Here is a 24,638-nt window from a genome sequence, read left to right on the forward strand (position 1 = left end):
CAGCGCAGCATCCGCCGCGACCGCGCTCGCGTCGCGGTCCTGCCTCGCGCCGCAACCGCGTGCTTGCCGTAGGGGAAAGCCGCATTGCCGTCGTCCCGCAGGTTGAACATGCCTCCTCGATCGGCTTAGCCGCAGCAATGCCACCATCCCGTACCGGTCGTCGCGCCATCCTCCTTCTCGTCATCGCCTTGGGCTTGCGCATCTGGGACTGGGGCAATCCCGTGATCCATGTCGACGAGCAATATTATCTGCTCGTCGGCGACCGCATGCTGCGGGGCGCGCTGCCCTATGTCGATGTCTGGGATCGCAAGCCGGTCGGCCTGTTCCTCCTCTTCGCGGGATTCCGGCTGCTGCCCGGCGACGGCATCCTCGCCTACCAGATCTCGGCGACGCTGGCCGCGGCGCTGACCGCCATGCTGGTCGCATCCGGCGCGGAGAGGGTCGGCGCCCATCGGCGCGGTGGGCTTCTGACTGCGATCCTGTACCTGGTCGGATTGTCGCTGCTCGGCGGACGAGGTGGCCAGGCGCCCGTCTTCTACAATCTGCCGATCGCGGCAGCCGGACTTCTCACTCTGACGCTGCCCGGGCGGAGCGTGCGGGGCATCGTCGCCAGCGGAGCGGCCGCGTGCCTGTTGGCCGGGATCGCCATCCAGATGAAATATACGCCGGCGATCGAGGGAAGCTTTTTCGGCCTCGCGCACGTCTATGCCTTGTGGCGTCGCGGAGCCTTGCGCGCGCTGCCCGGCGCGGCGCTGCTCTGGCTTGGCCTGGGATTGCTCCCGACGGCACTCGCCATCGGCTATTACGCGCATGTCGGACAGTTCGGCGCCTGGTGGTTCGCCAACATCACCTCGATCGGCCTGCGTCCCGGCTATCCCTTCGCCGAATGGGCCATGCGCCTCCTTGGCATCGTCGCGCAGCTTGCTCCGCTGGGGATCGCCGCCGGGATCGGATGGCGCACCCGCCCGAGGACCGGCCTGGTGGCCGCTTCGAACCGTCTGGCATTCGGCTGGCTGGCCGCCGCGACCCTCGGCTTCGCCGCGATCGGCACCTTCTTCGATCATTACGCCCTGCCACTGCTCGCACCGCTCACCATCGCCGCCGCGCCCGTGCTGGGGCGCCACGCGAAGGCGGCGATCGCCCTGCTGACCGCAGCCTTGCTGCTGCTGGGGATCGAGGCCGCGCGTCGGCCCCGGGACGGTGCCGCGGCGCGGCAGGTCGCGGCGCTCGTACGCGCCGAAACCGGCAAGGACTGTCCCTATGTCTTCAACGGGGATACGATAACCTATCTGCTGGCCGATGCCTGCCTGCCGACCGCCTATGCCTTTCCCAACCTGCTGGCCTATACCACCGAACGGGGAGCCACGGGCATCGACGAGGCCGCAGAGGTTCGCCGCATCCTCGCCGGCGATCCTCCCGTGATCGTCACCACCGACCGGAGGCTCGCCATCTGGAACCCGGCAAGCCTCGCCGCCCTCCGGTCCGCCCTGACACGCCGCTACCGGCTGTCGCTGTCGGTGCCGCGCAGCGACTGGCACACGCTCGTCTATATCCGGCGACGCGCAGCCACCGAACGGCGATCACGCTGAAACGACAAGGGCGACGATCGCGCCCCTTGCGCGACCGTCGCCCTGATCCCGTCGAAGAGCGGGCCGCCGAAACGACGGCGCGCGACTCACTTGGGCGCTAGCACCATCAGCATCTGCCGGCCTTCCATGCGCGGATAGGCCTCGACCTTGGCGACCTCGTTCACCTGCTCGGCGACCCGCTGCAGCACCGCCATGCCCAGCTGGCCATGGCTCAGCTCGCGCCCGCGGAAGCGCATCGTCACCTTCACCTTGTCGCCCTCGCCGATGAACTCGACCACCTTCTTCATCTTGGTGTCATAGTCGTGATCGTCGATGTTCGGACGCATCTTGATCTCCTTGATCTCCTGCGTCTTCTGCGACTTGCGGGCGAGGTTCGCCTTCTTCTGCGCCTCGTACTTATACTTGCCGACGTCGAGGAACTTGGCGACGGGCGGATCGGCGTTGGGCGACACTTCGACCAGGTCGAGGCCGACTTCCTGCGCCTGCGCGATCGCTTCGCGCGTGTACATCACGCCGAGATTCTCGCCCTCGTGGTCGATCACGCGGACCTTCTGGCTCTGGATCCACTCGTTGAAGCGAGGGCCGTTCATCGGCGGCGCCTGCATCGGCCGGCGCATCATGGGAGGACGTATGGGTATTTCTCCTGTTACAGTTCTGGATCTTATATAAGCCGAATGCGCGCGAATTTGAAGGCTAGTCGAGCGTGTCGAGCCTGATGGTCACGCCGGCCAGCAAAGCCGTGACCGGCTCGTGCGCCTCATGCTCCGAAATCGCCGTATAACGACCGTCGACCGGGCGTCGATGGACCCGGATCGTCTGGCGCACGGCATCGACGACCCAATAGTCCTCGACGCCATGTTCGGCGTAGAGCGGCGCCTTGACGCGCAGATCGTAGCCCAGCGAGCTGTCGGCCACCTCGATCACCAGCATCAGGTCGGGACCGCGCACCTGTCGCGGCAGGCCACCGACCCGCCACACGACCAGATCGGGTTCGAGCAGCCGGACCGGCGACAGGGTCACTGACGGCTCGACGAAGAGACGGAGTTCGTCCGGCAGCATCCGCGCCAGGGCGCGGTTTAGCCTCGACTTCATCATCTCGTGCCAGTCCGCCTTCGCCGCCGCCGTCGGCACGATCTCCCCGTCGATCAGCTCGAAATTCTCGTTCTCGGCGAACACGCCGGCCGCCGTGAGCTCATAAACCTGATCGACCGTCAGGCGGGCGGGGATGGTCCCTTTCTGGATGTCCTGAAAGACGGTCATTGCACCTCGTCAGCGCAGATCGGGCGGAGTCGCCTCCGCGCGCAGCATAGCCACCGCCTCGGCGAGCGTCACGATCTCCTGCGCCTGGCTGCCCAGCCGGCGGATCGCGACCTTGCCCTCCTCCGCCTCGCGCTTGCCGACGACCAGCATCGCCGGAACCTTGGCGAGCGAGTGTTCGCGCACCTTGTAGTTGATCTTCTCGTTGCGCAGATCGGTCTCGACGCGCAGTCCTGCGCGCCGCAGCGCCGCTGCGGCCTCGCCGGCATAGCCGTCGGCATCCGACACGATCGTCGCCACCACCGCCTGCACCGGCGCCAGCCAGAGCGGGAAGCGACCCGCATGATGCTCAATCAGGATGCCGATGAACCGCTCGAACGTACCCAGGATCGCCCGGTGCAGCATGATCGGCCGGTGCCGGTTCCCGTCCTCGCCGACATAGGAGGCGTCGAGCCGCTCGGGCAAAACGCGGTCGGACTGGATGGTGCCGACCTGCCAGGTCCGCCCGATCGCGTCGGTCAGATGGAATTCGAGCTTTGGCGCGTAGAAGGCCCCCTCGCCCGGCAACTCCTCGAACTTCGCCTTGATCGTCTCGGACAGGCCGGACGACTGCACCGCCTCGCGCAACTCCGCTTCGGCCTTGTCCCACATGTCATCGCTGCCGAAGCGCTTGTCGGGGCGCAGCGCCAGCTTCACCGCATAATCGTCGAAGCCGAGGTCCTTATAGACCGAATCGAGCAGCTCGCAGAACTTGCGCACCTCCTCGACCAGCTGGTCCTCGCGGACGAAGATATGGGCGTCGTCCTGCGTGAACTGGCGTACCCGCATGATGCCGTGGAGCGCGCCATGCGCCTCGTTGCGATGACAGCAACCGAACTCCGCCATGCGGATCGGCAGGTCGCGATAGCTCTTGATCCCCTGTTTGAAGATCAGGACATGCGCCGGGCAGTTCATCGGCTTGAGCGCCATCAGCTCGCCCTCACCGGTGAAGATCGCGCCCTCGTCCTCGGTGTTCGGCACCTCGTCGGGCACCACGAACATATTCTCGCGATACTTGCCCCAATGCCCCGACTGCTCCCATTGGCGCGCGTCCATCAGCTGCGGCGTCTTGACCTCGGCATAGTCGGCCGCGTCCAGCCGGCGGCGCATATAGGCCTCCAGCTGCCGCCACAGCACGAAACCGTTGGGATGCCAGAAGACCGACCCCTGCGCCTCGGACTGGAGGTGGAACAGGTCCATTTCCTGCCCGATCTTGCGATGGTCGCGCTTGGCCGCCTCTTCCAGCCGGAAGAGATGCGCATCGAGCTGCTTCTTGTTGAGCCAGCCGGTGCCGTAGATGCGGCTGAGCATCGCGTTGTTCTGGTCGCCGCGCCAATAGGCGCCCGACACGCGCGTCAGCTTGAACGCCTGCGGGTCGATCCGGCCGGTGGTCGGCATGTGCGGCCCGCGGCACATGTCGAGCCATTCGCCCTGGCGATAGATGGTCAGCTCCTCGCCATCGGGCAGTTCGGCGGCCCATTCCGCCTTGAACGTCTCGCCCTGCTGCTTCCACGTCTCGATCAGCTGCTCGCGGCTCCAGACCTCGCGCGTGAAGGGCTCGTTCTTCGCGATGATGCGCCGCATCTCCGCCTCGATCGCCGGCAGATCGTCCTCGGTGAACGGACCGCGATCGGGCGCGGGGGCGAAGTCGTAATAGAAGCCGTCGTCGGTCGCCGGGCCGAAGGTGATCTGCGTGCCGGGGTACAGATGCTGCACCGCCTCGGCCATCACATGCGCAAGGTCATGGCGCGCCAGCTCAAGAGCGTCCGCCTCGTCCTTGCCGGTCACCAGCGCCAGCTGCGCATCGCCCTCGAACGGCCGCGACAGGTCGCGCAGGTCGCCATCCACCCGCGCCGCGATCGCCGCCTTGGCCAGCCCCGGCCCGATCGCCGCGGCCACGTCCGCGGGGGTAGTTCCGGGCGCGACCTCGCGGACGGAACCGTCGGGCAGCGTGATACGGAACATCGCGGACATGGAAAAACTCGTCGGTTGGAGAAGGGTGCGGCTTATGCTGCCCGATGCGCCTTAAAGGCAACCGATGCATTTTTCCATGCGAGAGGCGTCGCGGCGGATCACGCTATCCCGAACGGCACGACGTGATTGTCCTGCGTGTGCCCGATCCGGGCGCGGCCCAGATAGGGCACGCCCATCTCGCCGCACCAGCGCAGGATCATCGTCTCCAGCGTCTCGCCCCAGGGCGGATCGTTCGCCACGATGTCGCTGACCGCCCCCAGCCGCACACCGGCCACGCCCTTTAGCTGAGTGGCATGGGCGAGCGTGAAGAGCATCCGGTCGACGGCATAGAGCGGCTCCGACACCTCCTCGATCAGCAGCACATGGTCGGTCAGGTCGGGCAGGAACGGCGTTCCCGTCAGCGCATGGAGGATCGACAGGTTGAAGGCCGCCGCCGGCCGTTGTCCGAGATCCGGCTCCAGCCCCTGCGGGTCGCCCCGCGCGATCCAGCCGAGCGTCCGCGCCACAGTGGCGTCGCCGCCGGCACGGTTGATGTCGGTCGCCATCGGCGCATGGCAGGGCCGCCCGATCCGCCGCGCGTAAAGCGCACCGAGCAGGAACCCCATGTCGGAATAGCCCGCATAGATCTTCCGCGCCGCCGCGGGCGCCAGCTGCGGCATCACCTGGGCCAGCAGCCGGTTCGAGCCATAGCCGCCCCGCGCGAACCAGACGGCATCATAGCCGGGATCGTTCGCCACCTCGACCAGCGCCGCCGCGCGCGCGGCATCCGGGCCGGCGAAATGCCCTTCCGACAGGAAGCATTGCGGGTGGAAGACCAGCTCCACCTCCGGATAGGCGATCGCGGCGAAGGCACCGGCCCGCGTCGCCACCACAGGATCGACCGGCCTGCCGGGCGCCACCACCCCGATCCTCATGCCGTCCGCCTCCCGCGCTTGCCCCGTCCGTGCGGGGGCGATAGCCCGCAGGGATGGAGCATCGCAAATTCTTCTTCGTGGGTATTGGCGGGTCAGGCATGATGCCGCTGGCGATGATCGTCCGCGCGCGCGGCGGAACGGTCGCCGGCTCGGACCGCGGGCTGGACCAGGGCCGCACCGCAGCCAAGTTCGATGCGCTGCGCGACCTCGGCATCGCGCTGTTCCCACAGGACGGCAGCGGCATCACCGATTCGACCCAGACGGTCGTCGCCTCCGCTGCGGTGGAGGACAGCGTGGCGGATATCGTCGCGGCTTCCCGGCTCGGCTGTCCGCGCCAGTCGCGCGCGCAGCTGCTCGCCGAGCTGTTCAACGCCGCCGCCCTGCCGATCGGCGTCGCCGGCACCAGCGGCAAGTCGACCGTCACCGGCATGATCGGCTGGCTTCTCCACGCCTGCGGTCGCGACCCGACGGTGATGAACGGCGCGGTGATGAAGAATTTCGCCCGCCCCGACGCCCCCTTCGCCAGCGCGCTGGTCGGCAGCGGCGCGCCCTTCGTCAGCGAGGTGGACGAAAGCGACGGCTCGATCGCCCTCTACCGCCCCGCCATCGCCGTGCTCAACAACGTCACGCTCGATCATAAAACGCTGGAGGAACTCCGCACCCTGTTCGGCGACTTCGCCCGCCATGCCCGCCACGTCGTCGCCAATGCCGGCGACCCGGAAACCGCCGCGCTGCTCGCCGGTCTGCCGAACGTCACCACCTTCGCGGTCGAGGGGCCAGCCGATCTCTCCGCGACGAACCTGCGCCCCGAACGCTTCGCCGTCGGCTTCGACCTTCATGCGCGGGGAGAGGTTCACCCGATCCGGCTGGCCGTGCCAGGACGCCACAACGTCTCCAACGCCCTCGCCGCCGTCGCCGCGGCAGAGGCGGCGGGTGTTCCGCTCGCTGAGGCAGCGCGCGCCATCGCCGGCTTCACCGGGCTCCGCCGTCGCTTCGATCTGGTCGGCGAGGCGAACGGCGTCGCGGTGATCGATGATTTCGGCCACAATCCCGACAAGGTCGCCGCGACGCTCGACACGCTCCATGCCCATCCCGGCCGACTGCTCGTCCTCTTCCAGCCGCATGGCTATGGTCCGCTCAGGCAGATGGGCCACGAACTCGCCCGCACCTTCGCCGAACGTCTGCATCCTAAAGACGTGCTGGTCATGCCCGATCCAGTCTATTTCGGCGGCACCGTGGCCCGCGAGGTGACGAGCGCCGACATCGTCGCCGCCGTCGCCGCCGCCGGCCGACAGGCGCACCACGATGCCGATCGCGACGCCGCAGCTCGCCGCCTGATCGACCTCGCCCGCCCCGGCGACCGCATCGTGATCATGGGCGCACGCGATGACACGCTGACCCAGCTGGCCTCCGGCATCGTCGCAGCACTTACGTGAGGGTGTAAAGGGCCCTTGACGTAAAGCGAGCTTGTCATGTAAAGCGTCCTTCACAAACTGAAGGAGGCCGTTCGATGCGTTTTTCTCCCGCGCAGCAGCGCTACAACCGTCGCGCCCTGTGGCTGAGCATCGCCTATATGGCGTTGCTCCTGCCTGCGGTTTACCTCCTGTCGCGCCATATGGTCGGCGGCCCGGCTGCCTATGTGATCGGCGTCGCGCCAGCCTTGCCCATCTGCGGCCTGTTCTGGGCGATGGGCCTCTATCTGGTCGAGGAAAGCGACGAGTATCTGCGGATGATGCAGACCCGCGCACTGCTCGTCGCCACCGCCATCGCGCTCACCGCCACGACGATCTGGGGCTTTCTGGAAGGGTTCGAGCTGGTTCCCCACCTGCCCGCCTATATCTGGTCGGTGGTCTGGATCGGGGGCCTCGGCATCGGCGCCGGCACGTGCCGGATCACCGCGCGGCGGTCGGCATGAACAACCATCTGCGCGGCCTGCGCGCGGAGCGGGGCTGGAGCCAGCAGGACCTGGCCGACCGGCTGGAGGTCAGCCGCCAGAGCGTCAACGCGATCGAGACCGGCCGCTACGATCCCTCGCTCCCGCTCGCCTTCCGCATCGCCGAGCTGTTCAGCCTGCCGATCGAACAGGTCTTCGTCAGCCCCTCCGCCACCGGCTGACCAGCGGCTTGCGGGACCCGGCGCTCGCGCTCTAACCACGGGCGATCATGACCGATCCTCGCTCCGCCGCTCCGCCCGCCGCCGCGCCCCGCCCGCGCCTCGCCTTCCATCACACGCCGGGCGAGGGCCCGACCGTGGTCTTCCTGCCCGGCTATGCCAGCGACATGCTGGGGTCGAAGGCGCTGGCGCTGGAAGAATGGGCGAAGGCGGCCGGGCGCGCCTACCTGCGGTTCGACTATGGCGGCTGCGGCCAGAGCGAGGGGGCGTTCGAGGATCAGACCCTGGCCGGCTGGCGCGACGATGTTGTCGCGATGATCGACCAGGTCGCGCGCGGGCCGGTCGTGCTGGTCGGATCGTCGATGGGCGGCTGGCTGATGCTGCTCGCGGCCAAGGCGCGGCCGGAGCGCGTGGTCGGGCTGATCGGGATCGCGCCGGCGCCCGACTTTACCGATTGGGGCTTCTCGACCGACGAGAAGATGGCGATCCTGCGCCAGGGGCGGCTCGAGCGCGCGAACCCCTATGGCCCGGAGCCCACCGTCTACACCCGCGGCTTCTGGTCGTCGGGCGAGGCCAATCGCCTGATGTTCGGCACCATCGCCTTCGCCGGCCCGGTGCGGCTGCTGCAGGGACAGGCCGACCCCGACGTGCCCTGGGCGCGCACGGTCCAGCTGGCGCAGATGCTCGCCAGCACGGACGTGCAGACCTGGCTGGTAAAGGACGGCGACCATCGCCTGTCACGCCTGCAGGATATCTCGCTGCTGATCCGTGCGGTGCACGACGTGCTCGCCGCGGTGGATCAGAAATCCGGGGAAACCCTCAACCCTCAAAGCGTTGGAACCGCATGAAATATCTGCACACGATGATCCGCGTCGCCGATCCCGAGGCGACGATCCGCTTCTTCGAGGTACTCGGCCTCAGGGAGGTCCGGCGGATGGAGAATCAGGCCGGTCGCTTCACCCTGATCTTCCTCGCGACGCCCGAGGAGATGAAGGGGCCCGGTCAGCGCGCGGACGCCGAGGTCGAGCTGACCTATAACTGGCCGGCAGAGGACGGCAGCGCGCCCGAAACCTATAGCGGCGGCCGGAACTTCGGCCATCTCGCCTATCGCGTCGACAATATCTACGAGACCTGCCAGCGGCTGATGGACCATGGCTACACCATCCATCGCCCGCCGCGTGACGGTCACATGGCGTTCGTGAAGACGCCGGACGGCATATCGATCGAACTGTTGCAGGACGGCCAGCTCGCCCCCGCAGAGCCCTGGGCGTCGATGCCGAACACCGGCAGCTGGTAGAGGCGATGCCGGCGCTCGAGATCATCGCCGTGCCGGTCCTGGCGGACAATTACGCCTGGCTCCTCTTCGATCCGCAGACCGAGGAGGTCGCGGTGGTCGATCCCGGCGAGGCCGGGCCGGTCCTCGACGCCGCAAAGGCGCGGGGCTGGACGGTGTCGCAGGTGTGGACGACCCACTGGCATCCCGATCATACCGGCGGCAATGCGGACATGAAGGCGGCCGGGGCGACGATCACGGGACCGGCCGCCGAGCGCGACCGTATCCCCACGCTCGACACCCTGATCGGCGAGGGCGACGTGGTGCGGATCGGCCATCATACCGCGCAGGTCTGGGCCGTTCCCGGCCACACCGCAGGGCATATCGCCTTCCACTTCGCCGAGGACGATGTGATCTTCACCGGCGATACGCTGTTCGCCATGGGCTGCGGCCGCCTGTTCGAAGGGACGCCCGAGCAGATGTGGCGCAACATGGAGCGGTTCGCGGCGCTGCCGGACGAGACCCGGGTCTATGGCGGCCACGAATATACCGCCGCCAACGCCCGCTTCGCCGCGCATGTCGACCCGGACAATGCCGCCATCGCCGATCGCCGCGTCGAGGTGGATCGGCTGCGCGCGCGCGACCAGCCGACGCTGCCGACCACCATCGGTCAGGAGCGCGCGACCAATCCGTTCCTGCGCGCCGGCTCCGCCGAGCGCCTGGGCGCGTTGCGAGCGCAGAAGGACGGATTTCGAGGATGAAGGACAGGAGAGCTCCGATGCGTATCGCCGTGATCGCGACTTGCTTGCTCGTGGCGGGTTGCGCCGCAGGCGGGGCGCCATCCTCCAGCCGGGCGGCGGGCGACCCGGTCTCCTACGACAGCAAGCGCCGGCTGTCCGACGCGCTCAAGGGCCTCACCCCCGGCCAACCGCAGACCTGCCTGCCGCTCGGCCGGTCGCCGTCGAGTGAGTCGTTCGGCAGCACGGTCCTCTACCGCTTCGGCCGCAACGAGGTGTGGCGCAACGATACGGGTCCGGGTTGCGAGCGCATGGGCCAGAATGGCGACGTGATGGTCGTCCGGACGCCGATCGGTCGCTTCTGTCGCGGCGACATCGTCCAGCTGGTCGACCGGGTCAGCGGCTTCCCGAGCGGCAGTTGTGCGTTCGGCGACTTCATTCCATACCGGCGGGCGAAATGACCCGCGCGCTCTGGATCCTCCCCGCCGCCGTGCTGCTCGCCGCGCCCTTGACCGCGCGGACGCAGCGCGATCCCTTCGCCGGACGGGTGGCGGGCACGCCGCAGCAATGCATCCCGGTGTCGCAGACCCAGGGCGGCACGGTGATCGACCAGAACACCATCGTCTATGAGGGGCTGGGCGGCCGCAAATATCGGGTCAGCCCGATCGGCCCCTGCCCCTTCCTGCGGCCCATGACGATCCTGATCACCCAGATCTATGGCGGCCAGCTCTGCCGCAACGACCGGTTCCAGACGATCGAGCCCGGCATGACCATCCCGTCGGCCTATTGCCGGTTCGGCGAGTTCGTGCCGTACAGCAAGCCGAAGAAGCAGTAGAGTCGCCGGCAACGCTGAACGTCGCCCAGCGAAGGCTGGGACCTCGTGCGGCTCATGCCACGCTTGCCCGAAGAGATCCCAGCCTTCGCTGGGATGACGGGAGATATCGGTCCTGAATGCTCCCCGCCGTTCGTGCTGAGCTTGTCGAAGCACTGTTCTTCCCCCTCTACTTCAGGGGAGGGGCTAGGGATGGGGCGCTTCCACAGGCGCAAGGTCTTTGGGGAGACGCCCCACCCCAACCCCTCCCCTGAAGGGGAGGGGCTTTCCGTGACCAGCAGATCGGACACCAGCACAAGCAGGCGCCCCCCCTCCGTTCGTGCTGAGCCTGTCGAAGCACCGTTCTTCTCTTTCCGGAGCGCCATCTCTTGAGGAAGAAGTGCAGTGCTTCGACAAGCTCAGCACGAACGGTCGAGATCAGGCGGTCACCATTCCGGCCCTGCCTTCACAACACGAACCGGCTGAGATCCGCATTCCGCGCGATGCCGGAGAGCTGCTTCTCCACATAGGCCGCGTCGATCGTCAGCGTGGACCCGCCGCGATCCTCCGCGTCGAAGCTCACTTCCTCGAGCAGCTTCTCCATCACCGTCTGCAACCGGCGGGCGCCGATATTTTCCACCTGCCCGTTCACCTCGGCGGCGATCTTCGCCACCGCGGCGATGCCGTCCTCGGCGAAGGCGATCTCCACCCCCTCGGTCGCCAGCAGCGCGCGATATTGCGCGGGCAGCGAGGCCTTGGTGTCGGAGAGGATCGCGACGAAATCCGCCTCGGTCAGGCCCTTCAGCTCGACCCGGATCGGCAGGCGGCCCTGAAGCTCGGGCAGCAGGTCGCTCGGCTTGGCGACGTGGAAGGCACCGCTCGCGATGAAGAGGACATGGTCGGTCTTCATCGGCCCGTATTTGGTCGCGACCGTCGTCCCCTCGATCAGCGGCAGCAGGTCGCGCTGCACGCCCTCGCGGCTGACCGATCCGCCGCGCACGTCGCTGACCGCGATCTTGTCGATCTCGTCGAGAAAGACGATGCCGTTCGCCTCCGCATCCGCCAGCGCGGTGCGGTTGACGTCGTCCTGATCCAGCCGCTTGTCCGCCTCCTCCTCGACCAGCTTGTCCCACGCCGCACGCACGTTGAGCTTGCGCCGCTTGAGCGGCTGGCCGCCGCCGAACGACTTCATCATCTCGGTCAGGTTGATCATCTGCGGCGCACCGCCCGGCACGTCGAACGGCATGGAGGGCGCCTGCTCGACCTCGATCTCGATCTCGGTCTGGTCGAGATGGCCGTCGCGGAAGCGCTGGCGGAAGCTCTCGCGCGTCGCCTGGCTCGCATCCTTGCCGACCAGCGCGTCGAGCAGCCGGGCGAGCGCCGCCTCCTCCGCCTTGTCCTTCACGGCGGTGCGACGACGTTCCTTCTCCAGCCGGATCGCCTCCTCGACCAGGTCGCGCGCGATCTGCTCGACATCGCGGCCGACATAGCCGACCTCGGTGAACTTGGTGGCCTCCACCTTCACGAACGGCGCATCCGCCAGCTTGGCGAGGCGGCGGCTGATCTCGGTCTTGCCGCAGCCGGTCGGGCCGATCATGAGGATGTTCTTGGGGCTCACCTCGTCGCGCAGATCGGGCGAGAGCTGCTGGCGCCGCCAGCGATTGCGCAGCGCCACCGCGACCGCCCGCTTGGCGTCCTGCTGCCCGATGATGTGCGCGTCGAGCGCCGCGACGATGGCCTTGGGGGTCAGGGAGTTGTTCATAAAACCTCGTCATCCCGGCGAAGGCCGGGATCTCGTGCCGCAGGAGCGGACGTCGTTACGGAAAGACCCCAGCCTGCGCTGGGGTGACGCTGGGTCAAGAAGCCGCGTCCAGCGTCTCGATCGTCAGCCGGTCGTTGGTGTAGACGCAGACCTCCGCCGCGATCGCCATCGCCTTGCGCGCGATGGTCTCGGCATCGCTCTCATAGTCGACCAGCGCCTTGGCCGCGGCGAGCGCATAATTGCCGCCCGATCCGATCGCGGCGACGCCGGCTTCCGGCTCGAGCACGTCGCCATTGCCGGTCAGGATCAGCGTCACGTCCTTGTCGGCGACGATCATCATCGCCTCCAGGTTGCGCAGGAACTTGTCGGTGCGCCAGTCCTTCGCCAGCTCGACCGCGGCGCGCAGCAATTGGCCCTGATGCTGCTCCAGCTTGCGCTCCAGCCGCTCGAACAGCGTGAAGGCATCGGCCGTCGCCCCGGCGAAGCCGCCGATGACGCTGCCGTCGCCCAGCCGCCGCACCTTGCGCGCATTGGGTTTCATCACGGTCTGGCCCATCGAGACCTGACCATCGCCCGCCACGACGACCTTGCCGCCGCGCCGGACCGAACAAATCGTGGTGCCGTGCCATGTCGGCATGGCGCTGTCGTTCCCGCTCATGCGCGCCGATGTAGGCGCGCGCCGCCGCGGGTCAATCTCACCCGGCCAGCTTGTCGACCTTGGTCTTGAGCGAGGCGAGCTCCGCCTTCAGCGCGGCGATCTGATCGTCCTTGCTGCTTTCCGCCGCGACGGGGGCCGTCGTCGTCGGAGCCGACGGGGTGGCGGCACCCGCCGCGGCTGCGGCCGGCTTGAAGGCGCTGGTCGCGGCATCGATCATCGCCATGTTGCGGCGCGCGATCTCGGCGAAGGGCGAGCCGGCAAAGGCATCCTCGACGGCCGAGCGGAACTGCTCCTGGTTGCGGCGGAAGCTGTTCATCGACGCCTCCAGATAGCCGGGCACCATGGCCTGCATCGAGTCGCCGTACATGGAGATCAGCTGGCGCAGGAAGCTGACCGGCAGCATCGCCTGCCCGCGGCTCTCTTCCTCCATGATGATCTGGGTCAGCACATTGTGGGTGATGTCGTCGTCGGTCTTGGCGTCCACTACCTTGAAGTCGCGCCCTTCGCGGGTCATCGCCGCGAGATGCTCGAGCGTGATGTAGGACGAGGTTTCGGTATTGTAGAGACGACGGTTGGCGTACTTCTTGATGATGACGCTGCCACCAGCATTGTGCTTCTTCATGGCTCCCCCCGGTGCGATCCACCTTTATGTCGATGAACCAGCCTACTACGCCGCTTGACGCGCCGCAACATGCGCCAAGGCCCCTACCCCTGTTCCTTTCGATGCTGCGCAGCGAGACCGCAGCAACACCGGACCGACTGAGCGCTGCGCTGCGCGGCCTTGCCGCCTATCAGGCTGCCGGGCGCGAGCCCCCGCCCCCTTCGCTGCCGCTATGCCGCACGCACGGACAGGCCCGGCTGACCGGGCTTGGCGGAGGGGGCCGGCCGGTCGTGCTCATCCCCTCGCTGATCAATCCGTCCACCATCCTCGACCTGTCGGAGGACGTGTCGCTGCTGCGCTGGCTGTCGACAGAGGGATGGCAGGCCTGGCTTCTCGACTGGGGTGTTCCGACCCCGGACGAGCGCGGCCGCGACATCATCGGCCATGTCGAAACGCTGCTCGTCCCGCTTCTCGCAGGGTTCGAGCGACCGCCGGTCGCGATCGGCTATTGCCTGGGTGGCACGATCGCCTGGGCGGCGGCCGCACGCCTGCCGCTTGCCGGCGTGGCGACGATCGCCGCGCCATGGCGGTTCTCGGGCTATGGGGACGGACGCGCGGCGATGGTCGATCTCTGGCAAGGCGCAAAGCCGTCCGCCGAGGCGCTGGGGCTGGTGCCCATGGAGGTGTTGCAGGCGGGCTTCTGGCGGCTCGATCCGAAGCGGACCGTCGACAAATATGTCGCCTTCGCCGATCTGGCCCCCAACGGTGCGGAGGCGCGCGCCTTCGTCCGCCTCGAGGACTGGGCCAATGCCGGTGCGCCGCTGACCTATGCCGCCGGCCGCGAGCTGTTCGAGGATCTGGTCGCGGCCGATCGGCCGGGTTGCGGCAGCTGGTCGTGCCATCCCGCCACCCTCCCCTGCCCGACGGTGGAATTCGTCTCGACCACCGACCGTATCGTGCCGGCCGCGACCGCGGCGGGCCTGGCCGACCGGCGCGACGTGCAGGCGGGCCATGTCGGCATGATCGTCGGGCGGCAGCGCCATCGGCTCTGGCAGGCGCTCCACGACTGGATCGCAGCGCTGCCAGCGACTAGATAGGCGACGAGCATTTCCCCCGGAGAGGACGCCCCCATGACCAGCCCCACCGATGTCGTCATCATCGCCGCCAAGCGCACGCCCGTCGGCAGCTTCCTCGGCGCCTTCGGCTCGACCCCTGCGCACGAACTCGGCCGGGTCGCGATCGAGGCGGCGCTCGAACAGGCGGGCGTGAAGGGCGAGGAGGTGTCGGAGGTGATCCTCGGTCAGGTCCTCACCGCCGCACAGGGCCAGAACCCGGCGCGTCAGGCGTCGATGGCCGCCGGCGTCCCCAAGGAGGTACCGGCCTGGGGCGTGAACCAGGTGTGCGGCTCGGGCCTGCGCGCGGTCGCGCTGGCGGCGCAGGCGGTCGCGACCGGCGACGCGCAGATCGTCGTGGCGGGCGGTCAGGAGTCGATGTCGCTCAGCCCGCACGCGCAGACGATGCGCGGCGGCACCAAGATGGGGAATGTCAGCCTCGTCGACACCATGGTGCATGACGGCCTGACCGACGTCTTCAACGGCTATCACATGGGCATTACCGCCGAGAATCTGGCGGAACAATATCAGGTCACCCGCGACGACCAGGACAGCTTCTCGGTCCGCTCGCAGAACCTTGCCGAGAAGGCGCGCGCCGAGGGTCGCTTCCGGGACGAGATCGCCCCCGTGACCGTCAAGGGGCGCAAGGGCGACACCATCGTCGCCGACGACGAATATATCCGTGCGGGCGCGACGCTGGAGAGCGTGTCCGGCGTACGCCCCGCCTTCAAGAAGGACGGCACCGTCACCGCGGCCAATGCCTCGGGCCTCAACGACGGCGCCGCCGCGATCGTCATCACCACGCGCGAGGAAGCCGAAAAGCGCGGCGCGCCGATCCTGGCGACGATCCGCAGCTGGGCGTCGGCCGGCGTCGACCCGTCGGTGATGGGCATCGGCCCCGTCCCCGCGACCCGCCGCGCGCTGGAGAAAGCCGGCTGGCGCGTCGCCGATCTCGACCTGATCGAGGCGAACGAGGCCTTCGCCGCCCAGGCGCTGTCGGTGGGCAAGGAACTCGGCTGGGACGCCGACAAGGTCAACGTCAACGGCGGTGCCATCGCGATCGGCCATCCGATCGGCGCCAGCGGCGCCCGCGTCCTGACGACGCTGATCTACGAGATGCAGAAGCGCGACGCGAAGAAGGGCCTCGCGACCCTGTGCATCGGCGGCGGCATGGGCATCGCCATGTGTCTCGAGCGGTAGAACTTAGCATATGTCAGAGATGCTGCTGGATTGTGACAATCTGTCACATTCACGCAACACCGGATTTTGAAAACATCTGTAGTCATTTATGAACTTCAGATGAACCATTGTTCACGAACTCCGAGCCGTGTTCTCTCCCGTGAATGGCAATCGTGCCGTTCACGGGGGTTATTGGATGCGTTCGAAATTCCGTCATCTTGCTAGCGCGACCGCACTCACGGGATCGCTGTTCCTGACGGTTCAGGCTTGGGCACAGACCTCTGAAACGTTGCCGCCGGCGCAATCGGCTGGCCTGACGCCGACCGGGCAGGATCCTGCGGCAATCGGCGCGGATGGCGAGCCGGAGACCGACGGGGTGATCACCGTCACCGGCTCCCGCATTCCGCGGCCGGAGAGCGACGGGATCCTACCCGGCATCCAGATCGATTCTGCGCAGATCCGGGCACGCGGCTTCACCAATGCGCTCGACGCCCTGAACGACAATCCGCTCACCGGGCCGGGCGCCAGCTTCAATGGCAACAATGGCGGCCAGACGGCCAGCCTTGGCCGTGCCTTCGTCGACCTCCTCGATTTGGGAACGCAGCGCACTCTGACGCTGGTCAACGGCCGCCGCTTCGTGTCGGGCAATTCGGCATCGCTGTTCGTCGAGGGCAATGCGACGGGCAGTCAGGTCGACACCAATGTCATCCCCACCTCGCTCGTCCAGCGGATCGACGTGCTCACCGTCGGCGGCGCCGCCGCCTATGGCTCCGATGCGATCGCCGGGGTGGTGAACTATATCCTGCGCGACGATTATGAAGGTTCGGAAGTCCGGGCACTGGCGGGCCTTTCGTCGCGTGGCGACGCCGGGGTCCAGCAGACCAACATCGTATGGGGCAAGAATTTCGCCGGCGGCCGGGGCAACATCACCCTTGCCGCGGAATATACGCATCTCGACGGTCTACAGGCGGACAGCCGCAGCTTCCGCCTCGCACGCCCGAACACGATCACGAACTATGCCAGCGGCGGCGCCCGCAACCCCAACTTCTCGCCGAACGGCACCATCGTCAACGTGCAGGCCAACAACAACGGCGCCTTTCTGCGGACATCGGACGACCTGATCCCCAGCACTGCCTTTGGCCAGGGCTTCATCAATCAAACGCTGAGCTTCAACGGCACCATCCTGAACGTATTGGGCGCTCCCACCCGTGCGCTCTACACGCCGGACGCGAACGGCTTTCTCCTCTTCGCAAACGGTATCGGCCAGCCGTCGATCACCAACTTCACGACCGGAGTGCAGCTGGTACAGGGAACGCCCGGATCGACGCTGACCGGGTTGGGACTGAGCGGAAACGGTCTCAACGGACGGACGACCGCGGCCACCAACCTGCCCATCACGACCTTCGCCCCGACCGCATTGCCGAGCGGCGTGACTCCGGCTCAGGTCTTCGCGCAGTTCGGCGTGACGCCGCCCGCCGGCGTCACCGGAACCCCGCTGACCACGCTGGCGATCAACGTGCTCCAGGCTAATCGTCCGACCGCACGTGAGTTCTTCGCGGCAAACCCGAACGTCAATATCAATGCGTTCCTCGGCACCTTCATCCCGAACCTCCCACGCATCGCCAATACGGACACGACGCTCGTCACCGTGCGCTCGAATGCCAACGGCGGTACGGTGCAGGTACCGCTCAATCAGGTTCTGCCCTATATCGCCGTCCCACTGGAATTCACGCCCGACGGGCAGGTCCGCAACTACACCGCCGTCAGCGGTTTCAACCCGACCTCGCAGGGCACGCTGTCGCAATCACCCGGTTCGAACGGCGGCTTTTCACGTTCGATCGAGAACATCGTCGTGCGCGTCCAGCAGGACCGGTATGTTTCCAATCTGATCGGCAAGTTCGACGTCACCGACGAGGTCACGGCGTTCACCGAGAACTTCTTCACCCGGACGAAGTCCGTGGCCCTGCGGAACAGCCCCAGCCAGAACTTCATCACCTCGACCGCCGAGAACGCCGCGCTCGTTCTGAACGTGAACAACCCCTATCTCGACTCCTCTGATCGCAGCGCTCTCAACGGGGTGGGCATCAACTCGGCGACGCGCGGCGGCTATTTCACCCTGACGCGGCAAAATCAGGACATCTTCGGCGACAATCCCGTCACCTCTACGGACGAGACCTATCGGCTGCTGGTGGGCGCGAAGTCCAAATTTGAAGCCCTCGGGCGTCAGTGGAATGCCGAGATCTCCGCGGCGTATGGCCGCTCGACTTCGGTCGTCCGGTCGACGCAGATCAACGACATCGAATATCAGCTCGCCCTTGACGCGGTCGATGAGGGTCAGGCGCTGCGCGGCGTGGCGAACGGCAACATCGTCTGTCGGGCGCAGCTCTTCCCGAACCAGTATATCGGCTATAGTCCGCTCGGCATCTCGGCCAATCTGACCCGCCAGCCCGGCGCCGGCGGGTTGCCGACCGAGGTCGTGGTCCAGCCGCGCATCACAGCCGACCAGATCGCCGCATGCCGACCGCTCAATCCGTTCGGCTACAACCAGATGTCCGAAGCGTCCAAGGCCTATGTTCGCCAGAACAACGTCTTCAGGAACGTGTCGCAACAGACGGTGCTCCAGGCGTTCTTTGGTGGATCGCCTTTCCGGCTGCCCGCTGGCGACCTCAGCTTCTCGATCAACGGCGAGTATCGAAAGGAACAGCTCGCCTACAAGACCGACCTGCTGAACCAGCTTGGCCGTGGCCGCTCGGCGCCGTCGGCCAATACTTCGGGCCAGACCGAGACTTACGAGGTCGGTGCCGAGCTACTCGTGCCGATAACGGGGCCGGACTTCCTGCCGTTCCTCGGCCGGCTGGAGTTCCAGCCGGCGGTCAGGACCTCGCAGCAGAGTGGGCGTGCAGCGACCTACCGCAATCTTGCCGGACAGATCGTCGAGCCGCGCGCAAACGGCGACGCGAACACGATTTACAGCCTGGCGGGTACTTGGGCCCCGATCCGCGATATCCTGGTCCGCGGCAACTACACGCGATCGGTCCGTAACCCTTCGGTGGTCGAGCTCTTCCTGGGCGGCCAGCCGTCCTTCACCACCCCCATCGACTACTGCTCGCCCGCAAACATCGATCTTGGCCTGCAGGCGACGGCCCGCCGCCAGAACTGCGTTGCCGACGTGATCCGTCGCGGTGTCGTTTTCAACGGCCAGACGATCACGACGAGCGATGTCGCAACCCAGTTCCTCGCTCAATATGTTCCATTGGGTCAGGGCCTCCAGGGAAGCTTCGCCGGTGCGCCGACCCTTCAGCCCGAGAAGGGCAAGAGCTGGACCGTTGGCACCATCCTGACGCCGCGCTTCATTCCTGGTTTGGAGCTGAACTTCGACTATATCAGCCTCGATCTGTCCAACATCATTTCCCCGACAACGCTCGCTACGGCAGTGCAGTTCTGCTACGACAGCTCGACCTTCCCCAACACGGCACCTCAGACGGGCGCAAATACCTGCGACTTCTTCTCGCGCGGGACCGATTTCCAGATTCAGAACGGTTTCGCCTCGGGATTTATCAACCTGTCCGCGACACAAGTCCGTGCGATGCTGATCGGCGCGCGATATGGCTTCGACCTGCCCAAGGATTGGGGTCGCCTGAACTTCAAGGCAACCGCCTATCACCTGGTGCGCTACACCTCCTCCGCAGCGGGCGACTTTACCGACGCGCAGGAATCGGCTGGCACCTATGATCGCCCGCAATGGCGTACGCAGCTCATCACCCGCTACGAGAATGGCCCGTTCTACACGCAGTTGACCTGGAACTGGCGTGATCGCACGCGCCTCTTCTCGTCGGGCCAGCCGGCGACGATCGAGGTCGCCAATCTCGTCGTCTATCCGCGTCTCAATACCTTTGACTACGTTATCGGCACGGATATCGGTGAGAACTTCAACATCCAGTTCGTGGTCAACAATATCACGGACAAGAATTATATCGGCGACCTCGGCTACTATAACAGCCCGAATGTCGGCTATTACGATCAGATTGGCCGCCGTTTCCAAGTCGCGGTCCAAGCCAAGTTCTAACGCGACGATCGTCTCGAAGGGCTGCCCACGGGCAGCCCTTCTCGTTGCTCAGGACGGGCGCTGCACCGGCACCAGGAGCCGCCGGTCACCCACCTTGATGTCGGCGAAGTCGACGCCGTAGAGCTGCGCGGCGCTCTCGATGGTCAGGACCGTTTCACAAGGCCCGGCCGCAACGACCTGCCCCTCCTTCATCAGCACCACATCGTCGGCCGCGAGGGCGACTTGCGGCAGGTCGTGGAGAACGACCACCACGCCCGCCCCGCCCGCTGCGATTCCGCGCAGCCGGCCGAGCATATCGAGGGCGTGCGCGGGATCGAGGCTGGCGAGCGGTTCGTCGACGAGCATCCATTGCGGCGTGCCGGCGAGCACGCGGGCCAGCAGGACGCGCGAACGCTCGCCGCCGGACAGCGCGCCGACCGGACGGTCGGCGAAGCCCGCCACCCCCGTCGCCGCCATGGCAATGCCGATCGCGTCCGGATCGCGGTCGCCGTGGGGCAGGCGACCGAGCGTTACGACCTCGTCCACCCGCATGTCCCAATGGACGATCGCGTCCTGCGGCAGATAGCCGATCCTACGCGCCCGCTCGCGGGCCGGCATCGTCGCCACCGCCACCCCGTCGAGCGTGACGTCGCCCTGATGCGTCAGCAGCCCCGCCATGGCCTGGAGCAGCGAAGACTTGCCCGCGCCGTTCGGTCCGAGGATCACAGTCACGCGGCCCGGCATCAGGGCGAGCGAGACATCCTCCACGACGACATGCCGGCCGCGGCACACCGTGACCCGGTCCAGCGTCAGCGCCATCCCGTCCTCCGCGATCCGAGCAGCAGCATGAGGAAGAAGGGCGCCCCGATCATCGCCATCGCCACGCCCAGCCGCACCTCGCCGGCGCCCGGGGCGAGCCGCACGAGGCTGTCCGCCGCCAGGAGCAGGGCGCCGCCGCCGAGCGCCGAGGGCAGCAGCAGCGCCGCGGGTCGGTGCCCGAAGACCGGGCGCAGCAGATGCGGCACGACCAGCCCGACGAAACCGATGACCCCGGTCGCCGCCACCCCCGCGCCCACTGCCAGCCCGGTTCCCGCCACGACCAGCAGGCGGACGCGTCCCGGACGGATCCCCAGCGAGCGCGCGGCCGGCTCGCCGAGCGCCAGGGCGTCGAGCGCCGGCGCCGTCAGCGCCAGCAACAGCCCGCCCGCTGCCATGGCCGGCAGAGCGCGGGCGACGTCGGGCCAGCTGCGATCGGTCAGCGCCCCCATCAGCCAGTCCATGACCTCGGCCACGGCATAGGGATTGGGTGCGATGGATATCAGGAAGGCGGTCAGGGCGCCGCCCAGGCTGGCCAGCACCGTTCCGGCGAGGACGAAGGTCACCGTCGAATCCGAACGCCAGGTCAGCGCGGCGAGAAGCGCCATCGCCGCCGCCGCGCCCAGGATGGCGGCGGCAAAGACTGCACCACCGCTCGCCGACCCGGCGATGATCGCAGCCACCGCGCCCAGCGCCGCGGCGGACGAAACGCCGACCACGCCCGGATCGGCGAGCGGATTGCGCAGATAGCCCTGCAGCACCGCGCCCGACAGGCCGAGCGACGCTCCCAGCGCGGCGCCCAGCACGGCACGCGGCAGGCGCAGTTCGAGGACGATCCACCAGCGCGGATCGTCACTGCCCCAGGCCGAGAGAGGCACCCAAGCCTTGCCGCACATCAGCGAGCCCGCGAACAGCAGCGCGACCAGCAGGGTCAGCAGCAGGATCTTGGCCCCGCGGCTCATCGTCCCATGCCTTGCCGGATCGCGGCCAGGCGGCGGAGCGCCGGCACCATCACCGGCCCGCCGCAATTGACCAGCGAACGGGGCAGCCGCGCCTCGGGCACCCCGGGAAGCAGGCGTCGCCGCAGCATCGCCGCGCGGCCGCCCCCCGGCGCGATCACCACCGCCGGCGGCGCGCCGACGATCTGCTCGGCCGGCAGCCGCCCGGTGAAGCTCAGGCCGTAGCGCGCCGCGGCATTGCGGAAGCCGACATGCGTCATCATCGCATCGAGCAGCGTGCCCGAGCCGGTCGCCAGATCGCCGGCGATGTAGAGCAGCGCGCTCGGCCCGGCCGGCGCCCGCGTCGCCGCCAGGGTCCGGTCGATCCGGGCGACCATCCGCTCTCCCGCCGCCGTCGCTCCGACGGCGCGGGCGAGATCGCGCACCTGCGCGCGGCTGGCCTCGATCGTCTGCGGCGCGTCGAGATAGAGGGTCTTCAGCCCCGCCCGCGCAAACGCCTCGCGCGTCGCGACCGGCGTGAAGCTGGATGCGACGACGAGATCCGGGGACAGGGTGAGCACTTCCTCCGCTGTGCCGGCCGTCGCGCGGAAGCGGCGGGCGACGGCGAGCGATATCGAGGTCGCGCCCTCATCCTGCGAATAATGGCTGATTGCCGCGATCCGCGATGGCGGCAGCAGCCGGACCAGCATCGCGTCGGCGCAGGGATTGGTGGAGACGATCCCCCCGCCCCCCGCTGCCCCGTGCGGCGAACAGCCGGCGAGCAGCAGGAGGGGAAGGATCGAACGCATCAGCCCAGTCTCACCCGAACGCCCGCATAGGCGGCACGACCATAGGTGCCATAGCCGGATACCGTCTGATACCGCGCGTCGAACAGGTTCTCGACACGGCCATAGAGCGCCAGTCGCGGCCCGATCGGAAGCTCCGCTCGCACGCCGGCCAGCACATAGCCGTCCAGCCGCACCGTATTGGCGGCATTGTCGAAGCTGTCGCCGACCACCGACACGGTGGATCCGAGCGCGAGGCCGAAGGGCGCCTGCCAGTCGACGTTCAGGTTCACGGCGTCCTGCGGCCGGCGCGCCAGCAGCTTGCCAAAATCGGCCCCGGCCTGGCGGTTGCGCGCGTTGGTGCGCGTATAGTTGAGCGAGACGTCGAGCGTGTCGACCGGTCGCAGCGCGACGACCGCCTCGAAACCGTCGGCACGGGTGCGCTGGATATTGTCGTACACGCCGTAGAGCCGGTCGACGCAGATCGAACCGGCCGTCGCCTGTTCGGCCTGGGAGCAGGACCGGAAGACGATCTGGTTGCGCGACACGCGGTTGAAGTAGGTGACGCCGATCCGCGCCCGCCCGTCGAGCAACGCCTGCTCGACGCCCGCATCGAAGCTGCGGGCGGTCTCCGGATCGAGGGTGACGTTCCCATAGGCCGAGTAGAGCTGGTAGAGAGTAGGCGCCTTGAAACCTTCGCCATAGCTGGCGCGGAGGGTCGTCCCGCCGTCGAGCGCGAGCGCCGCATCCGCGCCGAAGGTCGTCCGGCCGCCGAAGCGCCGGTGATCGTCGTGGCGCACCCCGCCGGTCAGGGTCAGCTGGCGGACCGGCTGGACGATCAGTTCGCCGTAAACGCTGGTGATGCCCGTGCGCTGCTCCGGGCCGCCATCGGTGTACCGGCTGTTCTCGTGCTCCGCGCCGGCGATCAGGCGGACCGGATCGGCGATCCGGAAATCGCCCTGATATTCGTAGCGCTCCGACCGGCCGCGCCCGAAGAAGGACGGGTCCGCGCCAAAGGCGGGCTCGTAATTGTCGCGATTGATGTCGGCGATGGTAAAGGCGATCCGGTTCCGCAGCCGCCCTCCGGCCAGATCGGCATGGGCGCCGGCATAGCCGTAGATCTCCTGAGTAGTGGAATAGTCGCTGGTGTCGGCGAAGCTGTAGTTCGGCGGCGGATAGCCGTCGAGGCCGGCGCGGCTGTGCGCATACCAGCCGCGCAGGTCGATGCCGATCCCCGGCGCGAGCTCCAGCCCGAGCCGGCCGTTCGCGCCATATTGGCGATAGCCGTCACGCTCGGCACCATCGGCCGCGGCGGAGATGCCGTCGGTCCGCAGGTAGCCGCCCGTGAGCGAACCGGAGAGCGCGCCCGTGCCGCCCGCCACGCCGGCGCTCGCGAACACCTGGTCCGCATAGCCATATTCGGCGTTGGCGCGCGCCGAGAAGCCCTCGGTGGGCGTGCGGGTCATGATGTTGACGACGCCGCCGATCGCCTGGCTGCCCCAGGGCACGGAATTGGGACCGCGCAGCACCTCGATCCGCTCGACCGAGGAGGAGAGAAGGTTGGCGAAGTCGAACCCGCCGCCGGTCGACGACGGGTCGTTGACCCGCACCCCGTCGATCACGACCAGCGTCTGGTCGCCCTCGGCGCCGCGCAGCCGGACCGCGGTAAGGCCGCCGACCGAGCCGTTGCGCGTCACGCTGACGCCCGGTGTCGTGGCGAGCAGGTCGGACACCACCACCGTCTGCCGCCGCTCGATCTCGGCGCGGTCGATCACGGTGATGGCCTGACCGACCTCGTCGCGCGACTGTTCGGCGCGGGCGGCGGTGACGACGATCTGGCTGTCGTCGGTCTGCGGCTGGTCCAGGCTTTGCGCGGCGGCGGGTCCGGCGATCAGGGCAGCGCAGGCTGCCGACAGGTAGAGAATCTTCAACATCGAACACGTCCTCATGACGGCCGCCGCGCACCATGCGCGAAAGGCCCTTGGGGCGTCGCTCGCTCGAGGAATAAGCCTCGTCCGCGCCGGTACTCCCGCCGG

Annotated in this window: 23 protein-coding genes; 12 read left to right on the forward strand and 11 right to left on the reverse strand. The window is 67.7% G+C overall.

Going from position 1 to position 24,638, the window contains the following annotated elements; translation table 11 throughout:
• Positions 1 to 137 precede the first annotated feature (137 nt).
• Positions 138 to 1,589, forward strand: a complete 1,452-nt coding sequence (locus IEX18_RS01730) for a hypothetical protein (RefSeq protein WP_188656916.1) — start codon at positions 138 to 140, stop codon at positions 1,587 to 1,589.
• 86 nt (positions 1,590 to 1,675) lie between these two features.
• Here IEX18_RS01730 and infC read toward each other — a convergent pair whose 3' ends face one another.
• From infC to IEX18_RS01750, 4 genes are all read right to left on the reverse strand, one after another.
• A complete protein-coding gene (gene infC, locus IEX18_RS01735; protein WP_188656917.1) occupies positions 1,676 to 2,209 on the reverse strand; it encodes a translation initiation factor IF-3 in 534 nt (177 codons plus the stop codon).
• Positions 2,210 to 2,282: 73 nt separating this feature from the next.
• Positions 2,283 to 2,849, reverse strand: a complete 567-nt coding sequence (locus IEX18_RS01740; protein ID WP_188656919.1) for a Uma2 family endonuclease — start codon at positions 2,847 to 2,849, stop codon at positions 2,283 to 2,285.
• Between the two features lie 9 nt (positions 2,850 to 2,858).
• A complete protein-coding gene (thrS, locus tag IEX18_RS01745) occupies positions 2,859 to 4,859 on the reverse strand; it encodes a threonine--tRNA ligase (protein WP_188656921.1) in 2,001 nt (666 codons plus the stop codon).
• A 98-nt stretch (positions 4,860 to 4,957) separates the two neighbouring features.
• Positions 4,958 to 5,773 (reverse strand): LD-carboxypeptidase, encoded by an 816-nt coding sequence (locus IEX18_RS01750; RefSeq protein WP_188656922.1) that lies wholly within the window; start codon positions 5,771 to 5,773, stop codon positions 4,958 to 4,960.
• 53 nt (positions 5,774 to 5,826) lie between these two features.
• On the opposite strand from IEX18_RS01750, the gene IEX18_RS01755 reads away from it, so the two are divergent.
• From IEX18_RS01755 to IEX18_RS01790, 8 genes are all read left to right on the forward strand, one after another.
• On the forward strand, positions 5,827 to 7,209 hold the full coding sequence (locus IEX18_RS01755; protein WP_188656924.1) for a glutamate ligase domain-containing protein: 1,383 nt from the start codon (positions 5,827 to 5,829) through the stop codon (positions 7,207 to 7,209).
• Between the two features lie 74 nt (positions 7,210 to 7,283).
• A complete protein-coding gene (locus tag IEX18_RS01760; RefSeq protein WP_188656926.1) occupies positions 7,284 to 7,688 on the forward strand; it encodes a hypothetical protein in 405 nt (134 codons plus the stop codon).
• The gene (locus IEX18_RS01765) at positions 7,685 to 7,888 is read left to right on the forward strand and encodes a helix-turn-helix transcriptional regulator (protein WP_188656927.1); all 204 of its coding nucleotides are present in this window, start codon (positions 7,685 to 7,687) and stop codon (positions 7,886 to 7,888) included. Before IEX18_RS01760 ends, IEX18_RS01765 begins: the two co-directional genes overlap by 4 nt.
• 47 nt (positions 7,889 to 7,935) lie before the next feature.
• Positions 7,936 to 8,733: an alpha/beta fold hydrolase gene (locus IEX18_RS01770; RefSeq protein ID WP_188656929.1), complete on the forward strand. Its 798-nt coding sequence runs from the start codon at positions 7,936 to 7,938 to the stop codon at positions 8,731 to 8,733.
• Complete coding sequence (locus IEX18_RS01775; RefSeq protein ID WP_188656930.1) at positions 8,730 to 9,182, forward strand: VOC family protein; 453 nt, start codon at positions 8,730 to 8,732, stop codon at positions 9,180 to 9,182. Before IEX18_RS01770 ends, IEX18_RS01775 begins: the two co-directional genes overlap by 4 nt.
• 5 nt (positions 9,183 to 9,187) lie before the next feature.
• On the forward strand, positions 9,188 to 9,919 hold the full coding sequence (gloB, locus tag IEX18_RS01780; RefSeq protein WP_188656932.1) for a hydroxyacylglutathione hydrolase: 732 nt from the start codon (positions 9,188 to 9,190) through the stop codon (positions 9,917 to 9,919).
• Between the two features lie 17 nt (positions 9,920 to 9,936).
• Positions 9,937 to 10,356, forward strand: a complete 420-nt coding sequence (locus tag IEX18_RS01785; protein ID WP_188656933.1) for a hypothetical protein — start codon at positions 9,937 to 9,939, stop codon at positions 10,354 to 10,356.
• Positions 10,353 to 10,730 carry a hypothetical protein gene (locus tag IEX18_RS01790; RefSeq protein WP_188656935.1) on the forward strand — a complete coding sequence of 126 codons (378 nt, stop codon included), beginning with the start codon at positions 10,353 to 10,355 and terminating at the stop codon, positions 10,728 to 10,730. Before IEX18_RS01785 ends, IEX18_RS01790 begins: the two co-directional genes overlap by 4 nt.
• A gap of 442 nt (positions 10,731 to 11,172) precedes the next feature.
• Here IEX18_RS01790 and hslU read toward each other — a convergent pair whose 3' ends face one another.
• The 3 genes from hslU to phaR form a co-directional block, all read right to left on the reverse strand.
• Entirely contained in the window at positions 11,173 to 12,468 is a 1,296-nt protein-coding gene (gene hslU, locus IEX18_RS01795; RefSeq protein WP_188656936.1) for an ATP-dependent protease ATPase subunit HslU, read from the reverse strand.
• Positions 12,469 to 12,562: 94 nt separating this feature from the next.
• Positions 12,563 to 13,126: an ATP-dependent protease subunit HslV gene (gene hslV / locus IEX18_RS01800; RefSeq protein ID WP_373284516.1), complete on the reverse strand. Its 564-nt coding sequence runs from the start codon at positions 13,124 to 13,126 to the stop codon at positions 12,563 to 12,565.
• 37 nt (positions 13,127 to 13,163) lie between these two features.
• Complete coding sequence (phaR, locus tag IEX18_RS01805) at positions 13,164 to 13,748, reverse strand: polyhydroxyalkanoate synthesis repressor PhaR (RefSeq protein ID WP_188656938.1); 585 nt, start codon at positions 13,746 to 13,748, stop codon at positions 13,164 to 13,166.
• Positions 13,749 to 13,849: 101 nt separating this feature from the next.
• On the opposite strand from phaR, the gene IEX18_RS01810 reads away from it, so the two are divergent.
• The 3 genes from IEX18_RS01810 (at position 13,850) to IEX18_RS01820 (ending at position 20,084) form a co-directional block, all read left to right on the forward strand.
• The gene (locus IEX18_RS01810) at positions 13,850 to 14,824 is read left to right on the forward strand and encodes a polyhydroxyalkanoate synthase family protein (RefSeq protein ID WP_188656940.1); all 975 of its coding nucleotides are present in this window, start codon (positions 13,850 to 13,852) and stop codon (positions 14,822 to 14,824) included.
• Between the two features lie 33 nt (positions 14,825 to 14,857).
• A complete protein-coding gene (locus IEX18_RS01815) occupies positions 14,858 to 16,039 on the forward strand; it encodes an acetyl-CoA C-acetyltransferase (RefSeq protein ID WP_188656942.1) in 1,182 nt (393 codons plus the stop codon).
• 127 nt (positions 16,040 to 16,166) lie between these two features.
• A complete protein-coding gene (locus tag IEX18_RS01820; protein ID WP_188656943.1) occupies positions 16,167 to 20,084 on the forward strand; it encodes a TonB-dependent receptor domain-containing protein in 3,918 nt (1,305 codons plus the stop codon).
• Between the two features lie 48 nt (positions 20,085 to 20,132).
• Here the strand turns inward: IEX18_RS01820 and IEX18_RS01825 are convergent, their stop codons facing one another.
• Genes IEX18_RS01825 through IEX18_RS01840 form a run of 4 tightly spaced genes read right to left on the reverse strand, consistent with a single transcriptional unit; the run spans position 20,133 to position 24,536 of the window.
• Complete coding sequence (locus tag IEX18_RS01825) at positions 20,133 to 20,882, reverse strand: ABC transporter ATP-binding protein (protein ID WP_188656945.1); 750 nt, start codon at positions 20,880 to 20,882, stop codon at positions 20,133 to 20,135.
• Entirely contained in the window at positions 20,873 to 21,841 is a 969-nt protein-coding gene (locus IEX18_RS01830) for a FecCD family ABC transporter permease (protein WP_188656946.1), read from the reverse strand. Before IEX18_RS01830 ends, IEX18_RS01825 begins: the two co-directional genes overlap by 10 nt.
• Positions 21,838 to 22,626, reverse strand: coding sequence for an ABC transporter substrate-binding protein (locus tag IEX18_RS01835; protein ID WP_188656948.1), 789 nt, complete (start codon positions 22,624 to 22,626; stop codon positions 21,838 to 21,840). Before IEX18_RS01835 ends, IEX18_RS01830 begins: the two co-directional genes overlap by 4 nt.
• The gene (locus tag IEX18_RS01840) at positions 22,626 to 24,536 is read right to left on the reverse strand and encodes a TonB-dependent receptor plug domain-containing protein (RefSeq protein WP_229664298.1); all 1,911 of its coding nucleotides are present in this window, start codon (positions 24,534 to 24,536) and stop codon (positions 22,626 to 22,628) included. Before IEX18_RS01840 ends, IEX18_RS01835 begins: the two co-directional genes overlap by 1 nt.
• Between the last annotated feature and the right edge of the window lie 102 nt (positions 24,537 to 24,638).

The organism is Sphingomonas metalli, assembly GCF_014641735.1.
Taxonomy (GTDB): domain Bacteria; phylum Pseudomonadota; class Alphaproteobacteria; order Sphingomonadales; family Sphingomonadaceae; genus Sphingomonas; species Sphingomonas metalli.